This window comes from Neobacillus mesonae, from assembly GCF_001636315.1.
Taxonomy (GTDB): Bacteria; Bacillota; Bacilli; order Bacillales; family Cytobacillaceae; genus Neobacillus; species Neobacillus mesonae.
On the sequence record NZ_KV440949.1, the window covers coordinates 2161203 to 2177569 of the forward strand.

The 16367-nt window shown below is 42.2% G+C and carries 12 protein-coding genes and 2 rRNA genes (1 of these 14 only partly in view); all 14 read right to left on the reverse strand.

What is annotated here, in order from left to right:
• Window positions 1–1030, reverse strand: a 23S ribosomal RNA gene (locus A6749_RS10270) (it extends 1906 nt beyond the left edge of the window).
• A 206-nt stretch (window positions 1031–1236) separates the two neighbouring features.
• A 16S ribosomal RNA gene (locus A6749_RS10275) occupies window positions 1237–2786 on the reverse strand.
• Together the 16S and 23S rRNA genes form the textbook arrangement of a ribosomal RNA operon.
• An 811-nt stretch (window positions 2787–3597) precedes the next feature.
• Complete coding sequence (locus tag A6749_RS10280) at window positions 3598–4167, reverse strand: dienelactone hydrolase family protein (protein WP_066388982.1); 570 nt, start codon at window positions 4165–4167, stop codon at window positions 3598–3600.
• Window positions 4168–4699: 532 nt separating this feature from the next.
• Window positions 4700–4912, reverse strand: coding sequence for a hypothetical protein (locus tag A6749_RS10290; protein WP_066388986.1), 213 nt, complete (start codon window positions 4910–4912; stop codon window positions 4700–4702).
• 357 nt (window positions 4913–5269) lie between these two features.
• Entirely contained in the window at window positions 5270–5953 is a 684-nt protein-coding gene (locus tag A6749_RS10295) for a copper homeostasis protein CutC (protein WP_066388988.1), read from the reverse strand.
• Window positions 5950–6918: an ROK family glucokinase gene (locus A6749_RS10300; RefSeq protein ID WP_066388995.1), complete on the reverse strand. Its 969-nt coding sequence runs from the start codon at window positions 6916–6918 to the stop codon at window positions 5950–5952. The genes A6749_RS10295 and A6749_RS10300 overlap by 4 nt, the downstream gene beginning before the upstream one ends.
• Before the next feature lie 170 nt (window positions 6919–7088).
• A complete protein-coding gene (locus A6749_RS10305) occupies window positions 7089–8384 on the reverse strand; it encodes an alpha-L-fucosidase (RefSeq protein WP_066388998.1) in 1296 nt (431 codons plus the stop codon).
• 63 nt (window positions 8385–8447) lie between these two features.
• Window positions 8448–9839, reverse strand: coding sequence for a M17 family metallopeptidase (locus tag A6749_RS10310; RefSeq protein WP_066388999.1), 1392 nt, complete (start codon window positions 9837–9839; stop codon window positions 8448–8450).
• Between the two features lie 108 nt (window positions 9840–9947).
• Window positions 9948–10769 (reverse strand): ABC transporter ATP-binding protein, encoded by an 822-nt coding sequence (locus tag A6749_RS10315; protein ID WP_084797785.1) that lies wholly within the window; start codon window positions 10767–10769, stop codon window positions 9948–9950.
• A complete protein-coding gene (locus A6749_RS10320; RefSeq protein WP_066389000.1) occupies window positions 10762–11760 on the reverse strand; it encodes an ABC transporter ATP-binding protein in 999 nt (332 codons plus the stop codon). Before A6749_RS10320 ends, A6749_RS10315 begins: the two co-directional genes overlap by 8 nt.
• 10 nt (window positions 11761–11770) lie before the next feature.
• Window positions 11771–12667 carry an ABC transporter permease gene (locus A6749_RS10325; protein ID WP_066389001.1) on the reverse strand — a complete coding sequence of 299 codons (897 nt, stop codon included), beginning with the start codon at window positions 12665–12667 and terminating at the stop codon, window positions 11771–11773.
• A gap of 15 nt (window positions 12668–12682) precedes the next feature.
• Window positions 12683–13603 (reverse strand): ABC transporter permease, encoded by a 921-nt coding sequence (locus A6749_RS10330; RefSeq protein ID WP_066389002.1) that lies wholly within the window; start codon window positions 13601–13603, stop codon window positions 12683–12685.
• Window positions 13604–13681: 78 nt separating this feature from the next.
• Window positions 13682–15244, reverse strand: a complete 1563-nt coding sequence (locus A6749_RS10335) for a glutathione ABC transporter substrate-binding protein (protein ID WP_066389004.1) — start codon at window positions 15242–15244, stop codon at window positions 13682–13684.
• A gap of 128 nt (window positions 15245–15372) precedes the next feature.
• Entirely contained in the window at window positions 15373–16365 is a 993-nt protein-coding gene (locus A6749_RS10340) for an asparaginase (RefSeq protein ID WP_066389005.1), read from the reverse strand.
• Window positions 16366–16367: the final 2 nt, after the last annotated feature.

The following is a 16367-nucleotide window of genomic DNA, read 5'->3' on the forward strand; positions in this document are numbered from 1 at the left end:
GTTTCCCTTTTGACTACGGATCTTATCACTCGCAGTCTGACTCCCACGGATAAGTCTTTGGCATTCGGAGTTTGTCTGAATTCGGTAACCCGATGAGGGCCCCTAGTCCAAACAGTGCTCTACCTCCAAGACTCTAACAACGTGAGGCTAGCCCTAAAGCTATTTCGGAGAGAACCAGCTATCTCCAAGTTCGATTGGAATTTCTCCGCTACCCACACCTCATCCCCGCACTTTTCAACGTGCGTGGGTTCGGGCCTCCATCCAGTGTTACCTGGACTTCACCCTGGACATGGGTAGATCACCTGGTTTCGGGTCTACGACTACATACTATATTCGCCCTATTCAGACTCGCTTTCGCTGCGGCTCCGTCTCTTCAACTTAACCTTGCATGCAATCGTAACTCGCCGGTTCATTCTACAAAAGGCACGCCATTACCCATAAACGGGCTTTGACTACTTGTAGGCACACGGTTTCAGGATCTCTTTCACTCCCCTTCCGGGGTGCTTTTCACCTTTCCCTCACGGTACTGGTTCACTATCGGTCACTAGGGAGTATTTAGCCTTGGGAGATGGTCCTCCCTGCTTCCGACCGGATTTCACGTGTCCGGCCGTACTCAGGATCCACTCAGGAGGGAACGAAGTTTCGACTACAGGGCTTTTACCTTCTATTGCGGACCTTTCCAGGTCGCTTCATCTACCCCGTTCCTTTGTAACTCCATGTTGAGTGTCCTACAACCCCGAAAGGCAAGCCTTTCGGTTTGGGCTGTTCCCGTTTCGCTCGCCGCTACTTAGGGAATCGCGTTTGCTTTCTCTTCCTCCGGGTACTTAGATGTTTCAGTTCCCCGGGTCTGCCTTCAATACCCTATGTATTCAGGTAAAGATACTGCTCCATTACGAGCAGTGGGTTCCCCCATTCGGAAATCTCCGGATCAAAGCTTACTTACAGCTCCCCGAAGCATATCGGTGTTAGTCCCGTCCTTCATCGGCTCCTAGTGCCAAGGCATCCACCGTGCGCCCTTTCTAACTTAACCTAAAAGGTTTTACTCTAAATTTAGAGAGAAAAACTAAAATGGCGATACTCGGTTCTTACTTGGTTTCTTCTTCTATACGATTATCTAGTTTTCAAAGAACGAATAAAAAAGCTTTGAGAGAAAATTGCTCCCTCAAAACTAAACAAACAAGAAACAATCAAACAAACTTTTATTGTCTGGCTCATATGTCCAGCTTATATCCTTAGAAAGGAGGTGATCCAGCCGCACCTTCCGATACGGCTACCTTGTTACGACTTCACCCCAATCATCTGTCCCACCTTAGGCGGCTGGCTCCTTACGGTTACCCCACCGACTTCGGGTGTTACAAACTCTCGTGGTGTGACGGGCGGTGTGTACAAGGCCCGGGAACGTATTCACCGCGGCATGCTGATCCGCGATTACTAGCGATTCCGGCTTCATGCAGGCGAGTTGCAGCCTGCAATCCGAACTGAGAATGGTTTTATGGGATTGGCTAGACCTTGCGGTTTTGCAGCCCTTTGTACCATCCATTGTAGCACGTGTGTAGCCCAGGTCATAAGGGGCATGATGATTTGACGTCATCCCCACCTTCCTCCGGTTTGTCACCGGCAGTCACCTTAGAGTGCCCAACTGAATGCTGGCAACTAAGATCAAGGGTTGCGCTCGTTGCGGGACTTAACCCAACATCTCACGACACGAGCTGACGACAACCATGCACCACCTGTCACTCTGTCCCCCGAAGGGGAAAGTCCTATCTCTAGGAGTGTCAGAGGATGTCAAGACCTGGTAAGGTTCTTCGCGTTGCTTCGAATTAAACCACATGCTCCACCGCTTGTGCGGGCCCCCGTCAATTCCTTTGAGTTTCAGCCTTGCGGCCGTACTCCCCAGGCGGAGTGCTTAATGCGTTAGCTGCAGCACTAAAGGGCGGAAACCCTCTAACACTTAGCACTCATCGTTTACGGCGTGGACTACCAGGGTATCTAATCCTGTTTGCTCCCCACGCTTTCGCGCCTCAGCGTCAGTTACAGACCAGAAAGCCGCCTTCGCCACTGGTGTTCCTCCACATCTCTACGCATTTCACCGCTACACGTGGAATTCCGCTTTCCTCTTCTGCACTCAAGTCCCCCAGTTTCCAATGACCCTCCACGGTTGAGCCGTGGGCTTTCACATCAGACTTAAAGGACCGCCTGCGCGCGCTTTACGCCCAATAATTCCGGACAACGCTTGCCACCTACGTATTACCGCGGCTGCTGGCACGTAGTTAGCCGTGGCTTTCTGGTTAGGTACCGTCAAGGTACCGGCAGTTACTCCGATACTTGTTCTTCCCTAACAACAGAGCTTTACGACCCGAAGGCCTTCATCGCTCACGCGGCGTTGCTCCATCAGACTTTCGTCCATTGTGGAAGATTCCCTACTGCTGCCTCCCGTAGGAGTCTGGGCCGTGTCTCAGTCCCAGTGTGGCCGATCACCCTCTCAGGTCGGCTACGCATCGTTGCCTTGGTGAGCCGTTACCTCACCAACTAGCTAATGCGCCGCGGGCCCATCTGTAAGTGTCAGCCGAAACCGACTTTCAGCTTACCAACATGTGTTGATAAGAATTATCCGGTATTAGCTCCGGTTTCCCGAAGTTATCCCAGTCTTACAGGCAGGTTGCCCACGTGTTACTCACCCGTCCGCCGCTAACTTTTGGGAGCAAGCTCCCGCAAGTTCGCTCGACTTGCATGTATTAGGCACGCCGCCAGCGTTCGTCCTGAGCCAGGATCAAACTCTCCAAGAAAGTTGATTAGCTCATAAATTTTACGTTGGCTTCATCTCATAAAGAGATAAATAATTATTGTTTGTTGACGTTTTTGTTTGTTTAGTTTTCAAAGAACAATATCACTTATAAAAAGCGACAGGAATATTATCTTCTCACATTCCCTGGATTCTGTCAACCATCACTTTTTCAATCGCGATTGACTTCCACACTCTTTTTTACGAGCAACTTTTATAGTTTACCACGTTGTGCATGTAAAAACAAGAGAAAGTTTTTTTCTAATTTTTTGCTCATCTACTCTTATAAAGAGCGACTTAACTAGTTTAACACCATCGGTGTTCACTTGCAACAAAAATATTATTCTATAATAATGCATTTGTACATTAAAGTTGATAATTTTTTATAAAGAATGTTTTAGCAATATGGTCGTTTTAAAATCTAAGTTTTATTCAAAAATATCGCCCTATTATTGAAGATCATCGCAAAGCCTTATTGAACAAAAGCACTATTTACTATGCTATAAGCTATGCAAATTCATATGCTATTTACAGTGCTTCTCCACGAAAACGGGACTACTTAATAAGAAGCTACCCTTTTTTTAAAAGATAAGAAAGTATAAAAAGTGGTGCTTCCTGATCCAGCTCTAAGCGCCAATAACTAGGCGACTTCACAACTCGCCCTACGATAAGTCATCATTAGTTCGCAAGCTCACCGTGATCCATTATCTCAGTTGATTTGCTCCAGTCGCTACGTTTTTAAACGGGCGCTCTGCGCTTTTCTTACTATTTTGGTCTAGTTATGTCCCAGTTGCTGAAAATTTTTTCATTAACAACTATGCGAGAAAGTCGAGAACCCGCTTGACCACAAGTTTCGTCGCGTTAGCATCGTAAGACGGTAAACTACTGTCAGTGAAGAGATGTTCCTTGCCTTCGTATAGAAAAAGTTCAGCGTGATTGGCCGACGCCACAAGCTCACGGGCCGCGTTGATGTCGCCGTCTTCAACGAAAAAAGGATCTGCACTCATGGCGTGAATTTGCACAGGCAAGTCGACCGGCCACTGAGATTCGAACACTGAGGTCGGGAGGCAGGCATGAAAAAACAGTGCGCCTCTAGCGCCTTCACGAGTTTGAGCGAGCTGCTGTGCTGCCGGGACACCGAGTGAAAAACCAGCATAGACGATATCGCGTGAAAGCTCGCTGGCTGCCCGAACGCCGCGCTCCGTCACTTCTTCAAATCCGATTTCCTTTACAAATACCAAGCCTTCCTCCAACGTGGAAAATATGCGGCCTTCAAATAAATCTGGCACGTGCACTGTATGCCCCGCATCTCTCAGTTGATCGGCGATTGCTTCAATCCCCTTCGTTCGGCCTAAAACATGGTGAAACAACAAAACTTCCGCCATCGTTTTTTCCTCCAATTTAATGAATTTCATATGTCTAAGTTTCGACAAGAAAGCCTGTTTGACCTGCCAGAACTTTACGATTTAGGAATATTTACCTTAATAAAACCCAACCCTTGCTTATTCAATAATCCTGCCAGTTAACACAATAAGCGACTGCCTTCATTGACCAATCGTCCCCATCATTTTGCTAAAGATAACTATTATTTTTCCTTCTTCCATTCATATGGTTTTTGCGCCCAATTATAGAGAGAAATAAACAAAAACATTATAAAAAAGATACCTATATTTTTTATCCATTCAATATCTTTGTTAAAAATTAACTGCCAAACAGTTGAGGCTACAAAATATATCAGGGGAAATCTGATGCTTTTTTTAAACATCCTACACCTCCAAGCATTTCACATCTTATTAAACTCTACTGCTCCGTTAGTCGAATAAGAAAAAGGCTGTATTTTAACAGCCAAATTTTTAAGGAAAGCAACCATTTACTTCAATAAGAAATAAAAAGCTAAAATACCAATTATAGAAACTATTACTCTTGTCCAAACCAATTTATTATTGATTCCAGCTTTTTTTCTAAAAAACCGATGTAACTCAATAATAATGAAGCACCAAATAAAATAAGTGGAGTTTCATAATAGTTACTATTTTTTGCATTTAAAATTGCTGTTAAAGGAATAATTATTGCTCCTATTGTCGCCAAAATCATATGTAAATACAGTATTTCTTTATTTTCTTTTTCCATATTAATCTCCACTCCTTTAAGATTATTTATAAATTCACCATTCTGTTTAGAAACACCTTCTTTCACTCCTGCTTCGTTTCTTTGAAGTAGCCGCTAAAAATTTTTTATCATAATCTTCCTATAAACGTACAAAAAGCAGTGTGATTTCATACGAGAAACACACTGCTTTTATATTTGCTTTATCCTATGCGGGTACTCCAAAAGAGATCGGCAAGTTCAATACTGAGATCATCTTCTGAATGCAACCTAGGCTCTATGCACTTTGCAAAGATCTTAGTTACAACCCTATTCTCATACTTTCAGTCATCAGACAAGCTTAATTTAGTTACGTCTATCACAAGAACATTGAGTTTGATTCTACATTAACAACTCACGAATCTGTCTCAACTTCTCCTCCGACATCCCATTAGCAAATGTATGACCTATTCTCGCTCCTGTTCCAAAATGCAGGGCGTTTGGTTTCACCACTTGATAAAATTCCGCCAAATCATCCACACGAAGACCATGCCCTGGCATAATCGTGAGATGAGTGTCTTTCGTTTGCTCAACAAGTTTCGCCAAATTAGACACGAATTCAGCTGCTGGTCCATTTCCTCCAGCGGTTAATATCGTAGTAACCTGTTTGTATTTTAAAATAGTGGCAAGTGCTTCTTGTTGGTCTTTCACAAAATCAAATGCACGATGGAAAGTGACTTCTAATCCGTCTGCTTCATTTAGCAATGCTTGTAATGCCGCTTCATCGATGGTCCCTTCTTTTGTTAAAGGCCCAATGACAATCCCATTTGCTCCAATTTTCTTTATCATCCGGATATCTTCACACATCACCTTTAGATCATTTCCATCATAAACAAACGAATCATCATGCGGCCGGACCATAACATTAATGGGGATGTTCACTGATTCAACTGCTGACTTGATTAAACCATAACTCGGCGTCAGGCCATCCTCGGACATACTTTGACAAAGTTCCACCCGATTAGCGCCGTATAATTCTGCTTCCTTCACATCATTCAATGTAGTCCCAATTACCTCAATAATCATTTCACGGCCTCCAAATAGACGGCCTTCTTTATTAAATAGGCAGCCCCAATTATTCCAGCATCATTACCTAAACTAGTAAATTCTATTTTTGTATTGTCACCAATCCATTCAATAGAGTGTTTTTTGAATGATGCCTCGATCCCTGTTAAGAAAATATCACCGGCCTTTGACAGCCCGCCGCCAATTAAGATTTTAGCTGGATTCACCACTGTTGCGACATTAGCCAAAACTAATCCCAAATCATCATTCATCTGATGGATGATTTCTATACAGTGTGTGTCCCCCTCTTTGGCTAACTCAAATATATCTTTAGCTGTTAAGCGACCATCTTTCTTATAAAGCATGGCCAGTCTGCAGGTTGGCTCCTGGTCCACCACTTTCATGGCTTCGCGCACGATTCCTGTCGCGGATGCGACGGTTTCTAAACACCCTCTCCTGCCACAATTACAAGGACTTCCATTGGGGTTCACAACAAAGTGACCAATTTCTCCTGCCAGCCCTTTATGGCCATGCAAGACTTTTCCATCCGTAATAATTCCGCAGCCGATCCCTGTTCCAAAAGTCACAACCATAATATCATCATGTTTTTCCGCATCTCTCCAGCATTCCCCGAGTGCCGCAGTATTCGCATCATTTTCCACATGAATAGGGAGGGCTGGTATCTCTTCGAAGTGTTTTTTCAATTCATAGTTTTTCCAACCGATATTCACAGCCTCCAAAACTTTGCCTTGCTTTTCATCGACAACCCCCGGAACACCAATTCCAATACCAAGGATCGAATGCTCAAGCTCGGCAGCTGTTACTTTATGTTGGATGGATCTCCATATCTCATCTATTATATGTTTTCCCTGATCTTGTTTATTTGTTTCAATTTCCCATTTAGATAGAATTTCTCCATTTAAATCGATGATTCCGATCTTGACATAAGTTCCCCCAATGTCAATTCCAATTATTTTCTGCTTCATGCTAGTCATCCTTTAGAATATTATAGTCTGTTAGTTGGTAAAAATAAGAGGCCCTCCAAAAGGTCTTGTATCAAATAAAAATATGTAAACGAACATCCATTTTCAGGTGAATATGTTTTCAGGTGAAAAAATAACTCCAGATTGGATGCCTGAAGTTATTTTCCCGCTATTTAAATTCTTTTCTTTAAGCCGATTTCAATCACAGGAACCACATAATCCGGCTTTATGACAGGCAGCTCCAAAACGACCTCATTTTCGGCAATCACTGGCCGGTCATGATGAATTAAATCTTCCGGATCAAAACGTTTTACAGGAACCTCGGAATAGTCATGCAGGAAGCGTGCATAGTTAATTTCATAAGGAAAATCTTTTAAATGGATGGTTCTAAATGGCCAAGAGAAGATATGGATAAACAGCCGGTCTTCCTTTTTCGTTAAACGACAGTCTTGAGGCGGAGCCAATTCGGCTGGACCAGCACCATATATCGACTGTTTGTGATAGGTCATCCATTCACCGATCTCTTGAAGAATTTTGCTAGATGCCTCATCAAAATTTCCTCTTGCGGTCGGGCCAAAATTCATCAATAGGTTACCATCTTTTGAAACAGTATCAATCAGTAATTTAATGATCATTTCCGCTGATTTTCTGTTTAAATTATTGGGGTTGTATGTCCAGCGATCGTTTAGGGTTTGACAAGCTTCCCATACACGTTGTTTATTGTCGGCTGTTGTTAAAACTCCTGTCGGCTGATATTGCTCAGGCGTATACACACCATGATTCAATCCAAGACGATTATTGATAATCATATGGGGTTGATGCTTCAGGATTAATGCTTCAATTTCTTCAGCACGCCAATCCTCTGCCCCTTTCCCTTTTGACCAGCCCCAGTCTCGTTCGCCATAGGAGAAGTCAAACCAAAAGTAATCAACTTTACCATATTGGGTGACAAGCTCTTCCACCTGGTTATACAAATATTCTTGATAAATCTTCATATCTCGTTTTTCTTGTTTTACGACCTCATCTTCCCTGGCAGGGTGCAGCCCATCAATCGTAAAATGTGGATGGTGCCAATCAATGACGGAATGGTAGAATCCTATTTTCATCTCTTCTTCCCGGCACGCTTCTACAAATTCCTTTAACACGTCTTTTCCGTAAGGTGTGTTCGTGATTTTGTAATCTGTATAGGCACTGTCCCATAAGGCAAACCCTTCGTGATGTTTCGTTGTTAAAACGATATATTTCATACCACTTTGCTTAGCTTGCTTTACCCATTTCTTCGCATCAAAAAGGTCAGCCTCAAATTGTTCCAAGTATTGTTCATATTCTTCTTTTGAGATTTTCTCCTGCGTCATAATCCACTCATCTTTGGCACGTAAAGAATACAGGCCCCAATGAATAAACATACCGAACCGGTCATGTATAAACCAGGACGGATCCCCATAATGTTCTGGCCAATCCAATTGCATGATTACCCCTCCATAAAAAATCCTCAATAATAATAATGTCTTTTCCTAGATACCCTCTATTGGTCATATTTGTGATTGAGCTAATTCCGATCTGACCATTTCAAACAGCAGCCGTACACCAAAACCAGATGCGCCGGGTACATAATAGCCCTGTTCACGCCATGGCCGGACCGTATTCGCCATATCGATATGAACCCACTTTATTCCTTTTTCTACAAATTGCTTTAAAAATAAAGCAGCCGTAATCGCCCCGCCATACGGCGAGCTGCTCATATTATTGACATCTCCACAATCACTTTTCAAATAATGTAAATAATCATCATACACTGGCATTGGCCAAACATAGTCACCTGTTTGATCCCCCAGCTGCTTATAGTGCCACAAGTCCGATTCAGCATTACTAAATACACCAGCCGCTTTTAAACCAAGGGCACTTCCGATACTTCCTGTTAAGGTAGCAATATCGACAATGGTTTTTGCCCCGAGTAATTGGGCATATAGCAATCCATCTGCTAGAATCAAACGCCCTTCAGCATCTGTATTTCCTACTTCTACATGCAATCCATTTCGATAACGAATGATATCTGATGGCAAAAATGCATTTCCATCAGCAAGGTTTTCCACAAGCGGCAAAATGGCTACAACATTTGCGGCTGTGTTGGAATCAGCCAGCAGCTTCATCGCACCTGCTACCGCGGCCGAGCCGCCCATATCCATTTTCATTTCGCCAATATCTTTACCGGTCTTGACATTGGTTCCTCCTGAATCAAATGTAACGCCCTTACCAACTAAAGCGATTTTTTCTTTACTAGCATCACGAGCCAGCGTCAGGACAACAAGCTTTGCCGGTTCACTGCTTCCTTTTGCAACTGTATGGATCCCGGCAAATTCATTGCTTACTAATTCGTCTCCGTCAATCACTTGAACGGTCACATCTGTTTCATGAAACACTTGCTTTAGCCGCTCAGCATATGTAGTGGGTGTTAATTTATTGGCCGGTTCATTACATAAATCCCTGGCAAGATTGACGGCATTTGCCCTGATACGTGCTGCATGATCATATTCTCTTAAACTCTCTTCTTCCCATCGCATGGTTAACTGATTTAGTTTCGGAGCCCTTTTATAGGATGAAAATTGATATTCAGCCAAATACCAGCCTTCCATAAAACTGCTAATGACCTGCCCAAGCTCCGGATTCTCTGCCCGATTCATAATCAATGAAAACTCTGCCGAAACAGCTGCATCTTCTTTGGCATTTGTCAGGCTTTTTCGGGAAATGCCGCCTAAAAAACGAATATCCTCCAATGTAAGAGAATCTTGACCGATTCCAATGTATACAATCAATTCCTCTCCTTTTGGGATCAGCTGCACATTGCCAAATTCAGTGCAGGATTTCTCTTCGAAAAAAATGATGTCATCATTTGCTTCATGAATCGGTACGATAGTAATATGCATGTTCCTTCTCCTCACTTGCATCATAAATGACAAGCAATCAGCCGTTCCAAACCGCGTCAGGCTGATTCTACTTGCCTAGTCATTTATCAATCTATTATTGGAAAACCACTAAGTCAGTTGTTTTCTTCTTGCTTTTGGAATCATTTGCGGGATGGAGGACAATAGTGTTTTTGTGTAATCATGTTTTGGGTTGTTGAAAATTTCTTCCTTCGTTCCCATTTCCACCAAATCTCCAAAATACATGACACCGACTCGATCACTAATATGTTCCACAACACTTAAATCATGGGAAATAAATAAATAGGTCAAGTTAAACTCTTCCTGTAAATCTTTCATTAAATTTAAGATTTGCGACTGGATGGAGACATCGAGCGCTGAAACAGGCTCGTCGGCAATGATTAATTCAGGCTGTAAAATCAAAGCACGCGCAATCCCAATCCGCTGCCGCTGCCCGCCGCTGAATTCATGCGGATACTTATTCAAATGGAATTTGCTGATTCCGCATTTATCAAGAAGGTCTTCTACCCTTTTATCCTTTTCCATTGAAGACATTTTCTTAAAATGAATATCCAAAGGTTCTCTTAAAATATCTTTTATTTTCATCCGCGGGCTTAAGGAAGCATAAGGATCCTGGAATACCATTTGCATTTTCTGCCGATATTTTTTCCATTCATGCTTACTTGCGTTGGATAAGTCTTTTCCGTTAAAAATAATCGATCCGGAATCTACTGGAATAAGTCCATTGAGCAGCCGGCCTGTCGTTGATTTCCCGCAGCCCGATTCGCCAACAAGTCCCAATGTTTCCCCTTTTTTAATATGAAAGGAGATGTCATTCACTGCCTTCACATACTTTTTCTCTTCAAACCAGCCGGTCTTAATCGGGAAATGCTTCTTTATATTTTTTGCTTCTATTAAAATCTCATCACGCATTCAGCATTTCCTCCTTTTTCTTGACCTCTTCATCCAATAACCAGCATCTCGCTGAATGATTACCAGCACCCATCAGCTCAGGTTCTTTTTCATGACAAACCGCCATGGCGACAGGACATCTTGGTGCAAACTTGCATCCTTTCGGCATATTGTTCGGGTTTGGAACAGTTCCTGTAATCGAATTCAACCGGTCTTTTTTCGAGCCGATTTTCGGCGCCGATTCCATCAAACCTTTTGTATAAGGGTGCTTCGGATTTTCAAACAATTCAACAGCACTTGCTTCCTCGACAATTCTCCCAGCATACATGACAATGACGCGATCACAGATTTCAGCTACAACACCGAGATCATGCGTAATTAGTAAAATGCCCATATTTGTTTTTTGTTGAATTTCTTCCATCAATTTCAAAATTTGCGCCTGAATCGTTACATCCAACGCAGTAGTCGGCTCATCTGCAATCAGTAATGAAGGGTTACATGAGATTTGCATCGCAATAATAACTCTTTGTCTCATGCCTCCAGATAATTGATGTGGAAAGTCTTCCATGACTTGCTCTGCCCGCTGGATTCCAACGGACTTTAGTTTTTCAATGGCATACTGATGTGCCTCTTTTTTGGACATTCCCAAATGAAGCATAATCGTTTCCCGCATCTGCTTCCCGATTGTTAATACAGGATTTAGGGCTGTCATCGGTTCCTGGAAAATCATCGACAATTCTTTTCCGCGGTATTTCGTCATTTTCTTCTCAGGAAACGTTAATACATTTTCCCCTTTATATAAAATTTCTCCATCCGCAATTTTGCCGCGTGTATCATGGAACAGTCGCATAATGGATAGAGATGTGACGCTTTTTCCGCTGCCTGATTCCCCAACTAATCCGACAATTTCACCTTGATTGACGTGAAAGCTGATCCCATGTACGACCGGCAAGAATCCATTTTCAGTCTGAAAGCCTGTTTTAAGATTTTTTACTTCTAGTAAATCTGACATATAGACCCTCCTAGTCTTTCATTTTCGGATCGAGCATTTCTCGTAATCCATCACCTAATAGATTAAAAGCCAAAACGGTTAAGAAAATAATTAAACCAGGGAAAAATACTAAATGAAAGGCGGTCCCAATATAATCTCTTGAAACACTTAACATGGCCCCCCAGTCAGGTGAAGAAGGCTCCGCACCTAAACCTAAAAAGCTCAAACTTGCTGCTGCCAGGATGGCTGTCCCAACATTCATCGTGTAATAAACGATAATGGTCGGTAAGGTCTCCGGAAACACATGTTTAAACATAATCCGCAGCCGGCTTGCCCCAAGTGATTCTTCTGCTTCAACGAACAGCATTTCTTTCACTTCCAACGTGGCCCCGCGGACAATCCTTGCAAACGAAGGAACACTGAAAAAGGCAACCGCAATAATCACATTTTTTAAACCAGGTCCTAAAATAGCAACAATCCCAATAGCCAAAATTAATTCAGGAAATGCAAACAACACGTCACAAATACGCATAATCAATTTATCGACCCATTTACCAACAAATCCACTGATTAATCCTAAAATACTCCCGACAATCGCACCGAGGGTAACGGCGGAAACACTGACAGAAAGCGAGATTCTTGCCCCCGCGATAAGGCGGCTTAAAATATCACGCCCATATTCATCCGTTCCAAACCAATGGCTGGCTGAAGGCGTCTCTAGGACACTATTATAATTAGGTTCTGCCGCATCAAAAGGTGTAACAAATGGACCGATGATGGCCATAATAAACAAGAACAAAACAAAGTAGAATGATATGACCGCAGGCTTTTTCCGACGAAACAACCGCCAAAATTGAAGGGAGCGATGATCCCTTTTTGTCTTCACTGGTTCTATATTTAAAGTAGTTTCTGTTTGAAGATTGCTCATAATCATCTTCCCTCCTTACTCATACCGGATTTTTGGATTCAAATAACTGTATACAACATCAATGATCATATTCACGACAATAAACTGAACGGCGAATAATAAAATTTCAGCTTGAACGACTGGATAGTCACGAAATTGAATTGAATCTATCAATAAGGTTCCAAGTCCCGGAAAGCTGAAGACCGTCTCAACCACAACGGACCCGCCGAGTAAGAAGCCAAACTGCAGTCCGGCAACGGTTACAACCGGAATTAAGGAGTTCTTTAAGGCATGTCCAAAAATAATCTGACGGCTGCCCAATCCTTTGGCACGCCCCATGCGGATATAATCCTGTTTCATACTCTCCACAAGGGATGAGCGTGTAAACCTGGCAATCATCGCCATAATCCCCGCTCCTAAAGCGAAAGAAGGCATAATGTAGCTCTTCCAGCCTTCCGCTCCGCCTGTTGGAAAAATACCAAGCTGGACAGAAAATAATTGAATAAGAACTAGACCAACCCAAAAGTTTGGAAGAGAAATACCAGATACAGCCGTAAACATTCCGAGATGGTCCGGCCATTTATTCCGAAATACTGCAGAAACGACTCCAATTAAGATACCTACTACAAGTGCCCAGAGAATACTTAAAAAGGTTAGACCCAAGGTTGGCATAATCCGGTCACCAATCAATTGACTAACCGCCGCACCTGATTTTACCGAATACCCCATATTTCCAGTCAGCAGATCCTTTAAATAAACAAAATATTGTTCATATAACGGCTTATCCAACCCCAAGCTTACTCTAGCCATTTCCACTTCTTCTGCCGTTGCTTCTTTCCCGGCTAAAAGCCGTGCCGGATCACCAGGGATAATGTGAATAAACATGAAGACAATAAAGGAAACAACAAGGAGCAGCGGGATAAGACTAACAAGACGTTTTACTATGTATTGCCACAAAGAAACACACCTCCAGTGTATGAAGAAAGGGCTTACTCCCATAAGCCCTTTGTTTGGTTGTTGATATTGAAAAATGACCTATTTCAATTGTGCTTTTGAAATATTGATAGCTCCATCCGGTGCTACATATACACCTTCTAGGTTGTTATTATGTCCTGCCAAGTTAATATCTGAAGCAAGGAAAATCCAAGGTGCATCTTGATAAACCGTACGCTGGATATCATGATAGATTTTTTCTTGCACTTTTGGGTCTGCTGAAGCATTTGCTTCTTTAATCCAGTTTGTTACTTTATCATTATTATAGTAAGCAGTGTTGGCACCATTTGGCGGGAAGTATTCGTTGCTGAACAGGCCGCGGGTTGCGCCGTCAGCATCACCTGATGAAGGGGACCAACTGACATACCACATTTGGACCTTTGCATCCTCAGGTTTTGCCGGTGTGTAAATCTCGTCGGACAAAGTTCCTTCTTCCATCGACTTAATCGTAACGTTAATGCCGATTTGTGCTAATTGCTGCTTAATGAATTCCATTCCTTTAACAGATTCGGAGCTAGTATTACCCCAAATCTCTGCTTTAAAGCCATTTTCATAACCGGCTTCTTTTAACAATTCTTTTGCTTTTTTAACGTCAAATTCATAGGCTTTCTGTTTTGCATAATACTGTGTTTCTGGAGCCATGGTCGAATCAAGCACATGACCATAGCCATCTTTTACAACTTTAATATAAGCTTCTTTGTTAACCGCTAAGTTCATAGCTTGACGAACTTTTAAATCCTTGTATTGATCCATAAATGTGTTAATGGATACATACCGGACAATGGTGGATGGGGATTCTTCAATCGTTACATCCTTATTATTTTTAAATTGTTTAACATTTTGCTGCGGCATTGGGTAAACAAAATCAGCTTCACCTGTTTTTAACATTGCTACACGTGAACCATTTTCCGGAACTGGGCTGAACTTCACTTTTTCTACATTTGTTTGGTCCCCGCCCCAGTAATCGGCATATTTTGCAACTTCAAGCGTCTTCCCTTGTTTCCATTCCACAAATTTGAATGTTCCTGTTCCGACAGGATTTGCTTCAATATATTTTGTTCCTTTTTCAATTGCTTTCGGACTGATCATCGGTACCATTCCGAACTTATTAATCATGGCACTAAACGGTTCTTTTAGTTTAAAAGCGACCTCATAGTCACCAAGAACCTCCATCGAATCGACATATTTCCAACTGCGTTTTGCACTTAAATTATTGGCATCATCCATCACACGATCGAAGTTGGCCTTTACTGCCTGCGCATTGAATGGCTCTCCATCATGGAATTTGACGCCTTGACGTAATTTAAACTTATAGGTTAATCCATCCTTGCTAACATCGAATGACTCAGCCAAGGCTGGAACAACATTCATGTCCTTATCAAAACCAATCAAACCTTCGTACATGGAACGGATTCCAAAGATGGATACCGTATCCCCTGCATTATGCGGGTCAAGCGTGATAAAGTTTTGGTCAATGGCGATAGTGATTTCCTTTTTACTTGAAGCTTTCTTTGTTTTTTCTGATGTACCTGCATTGTTACTGCTGCATGCTGCACTAAATAGAGCAAGCGTCAGGATCAGTACTAAAACGGCAAATTTCCTCATATTTTTTCTCCTTTTTATATCATTTTTTATTTGGGTTTAGCTTAAGACTTGCGAACACCGCTTGATGCTGTAGGTTGAAAAAAGTATGCAGTGCATTTTTAGCAGAGCTTACGGTGGACTTAGGCATTTTATAAGTAGATTTTAGTTTCACCGATAACGATGCCATCATCATTCAAAATGGTATCTGGTTTTAATTGCAGCAAATCATGAATGGTTTCTTCATTTTGATAGTTTAGTTTTTTAAGAATCTCTGCCACTAATAATGGCCAAAGTAGTTCAGTCCCGCTTAGGACCTTCAATGCAATACTGATCTTTTCCTCTCTCAACGAAAGACAATAAACCCCTTGTGCGCCCCCTTTTGCGATGATATTTTTATCTTTTAATAAAACACTGCATATAAAGTCATGTGAAGCAATAATGTTAGGGTGAGCATTCATGATGTCACCGATATGTATGACGGCATCTCTTGCTGCTTGGTCCTCGATTAATTCAGGTCTGACAAATTTCAAGTAAGAGATGGCCATATTCTTAAGCGGCACGGCATGTACAGGTACACCGCAGCCATCTGTTCCCGATTTGATTTCATCGACTGGGACTTCGGATAATTCAGATAAATAATGCAAGATCTCTTGCTGTAATGGATGATCCAGCCGCTCGTACCCTTCCTCACTCAAACCTTTCACCTTTGTATATCCCAGGAATCCTAAATGTTTTCCAGCGCAATTATGGAGCAATCTTCGTTTGGGTTTTTTCGCTAAGATGTATTCCATTTTTGGTGCATCATTTAAGGGATAACTGCTGGCACAAACCAAATGATTTTCCGCAATACCAAGTTTTTCTTTTACACGAATTAGTGCTTCCTCTTGGTATTTCTCCCCTCTTTGAGAAGCCATGAATAATGCTGCTTCCTCGTCGGTGAGGTGGTATTGATCGATAATATCAGTTGTGAAAACGGGGATTGCCTGAATGGGTTTCATGGCCGACCGATAAAATACCGGATGGTTAATATCCCCTTTCTGATAAATGACCTCTTTATTTTCATTGACAATACATATGACACCTTGATGTACATTTTCCAATTGATGATTTCTGAATTCCTCTGCAATCACAGGATATTCCATAT

Excerpts from the sequence above, each read along its gene's own strand:
- A6749_RS10280 (WP_066388982.1), bottom strand. The coding sequence starts at position 4,167 with ATGGCGGAAGTTTTGTTGTTTCACCATGTTTTAGGCCGAACGAAGGGG.
- A6749_RS10290 (WP_066388986.1), bottom strand. The coding sequence starts at position 4,912 with ATGGAAAAAGAAAATAAAGAAATACTGTATTTACATATGATTTTGGCG.
- A6749_RS10295 (WP_066388988.1), bottom strand. The coding sequence starts at position 5,953 with ATGATTATTGAGGTAATTGGGACTACATTGAATGATGTGAAGGAAGCA.
- A6749_RS10300 (WP_066388995.1), bottom strand. The coding sequence starts at position 6,918 with ATGAAGCAGAAAATAATTGGAATTGACATTGGGGGAACTTATGTCAAG.
- A6749_RS10305 (WP_066388998.1), bottom strand. The coding sequence starts at position 8,384 with ATGCAATTGGATTGGCCAGAACATTATGGGGATCCGTCCTGGTTTATA.
- A6749_RS10310 (WP_066388999.1), bottom strand. The coding sequence starts at position 9,839 with ATGCATATTACTATCGTACCGATTCATGAAGCAAATGATGACATCATT.
- A6749_RS10315 (WP_084797785.1), bottom strand. The coding sequence starts at position 10,769 with ATGCGTGATGAGATTTTAATAGAAGCAAAAAATATAAAGAAGCATTTC.
- A6749_RS10320 (WP_066389000.1), bottom strand. The coding sequence starts at position 11,760 with ATGTCAGATTTACTAGAAGTAAAAAATCTTAAAACAGGCTTTCAGACT.
- A6749_RS10325 (WP_066389001.1), bottom strand. The coding sequence starts at position 12,667 with ATGAGCAATCTTCAAACAGAAACTACTTTAAATATAGAACCAGTGAAG.
- A6749_RS10335 (WP_066389004.1), bottom strand. The coding sequence starts at position 15,244 with ATGAGGAAATTTGCCGTTTTAGTACTGATCCTGACGCTTGCTCTATTT.
- A6749_RS10340 (WP_066389005.1), bottom strand. The coding sequence starts at position 16,365 with ATGGAATATCCTGTGATTGCAGAGGAATTCAGAAATCATCAATTGGAA.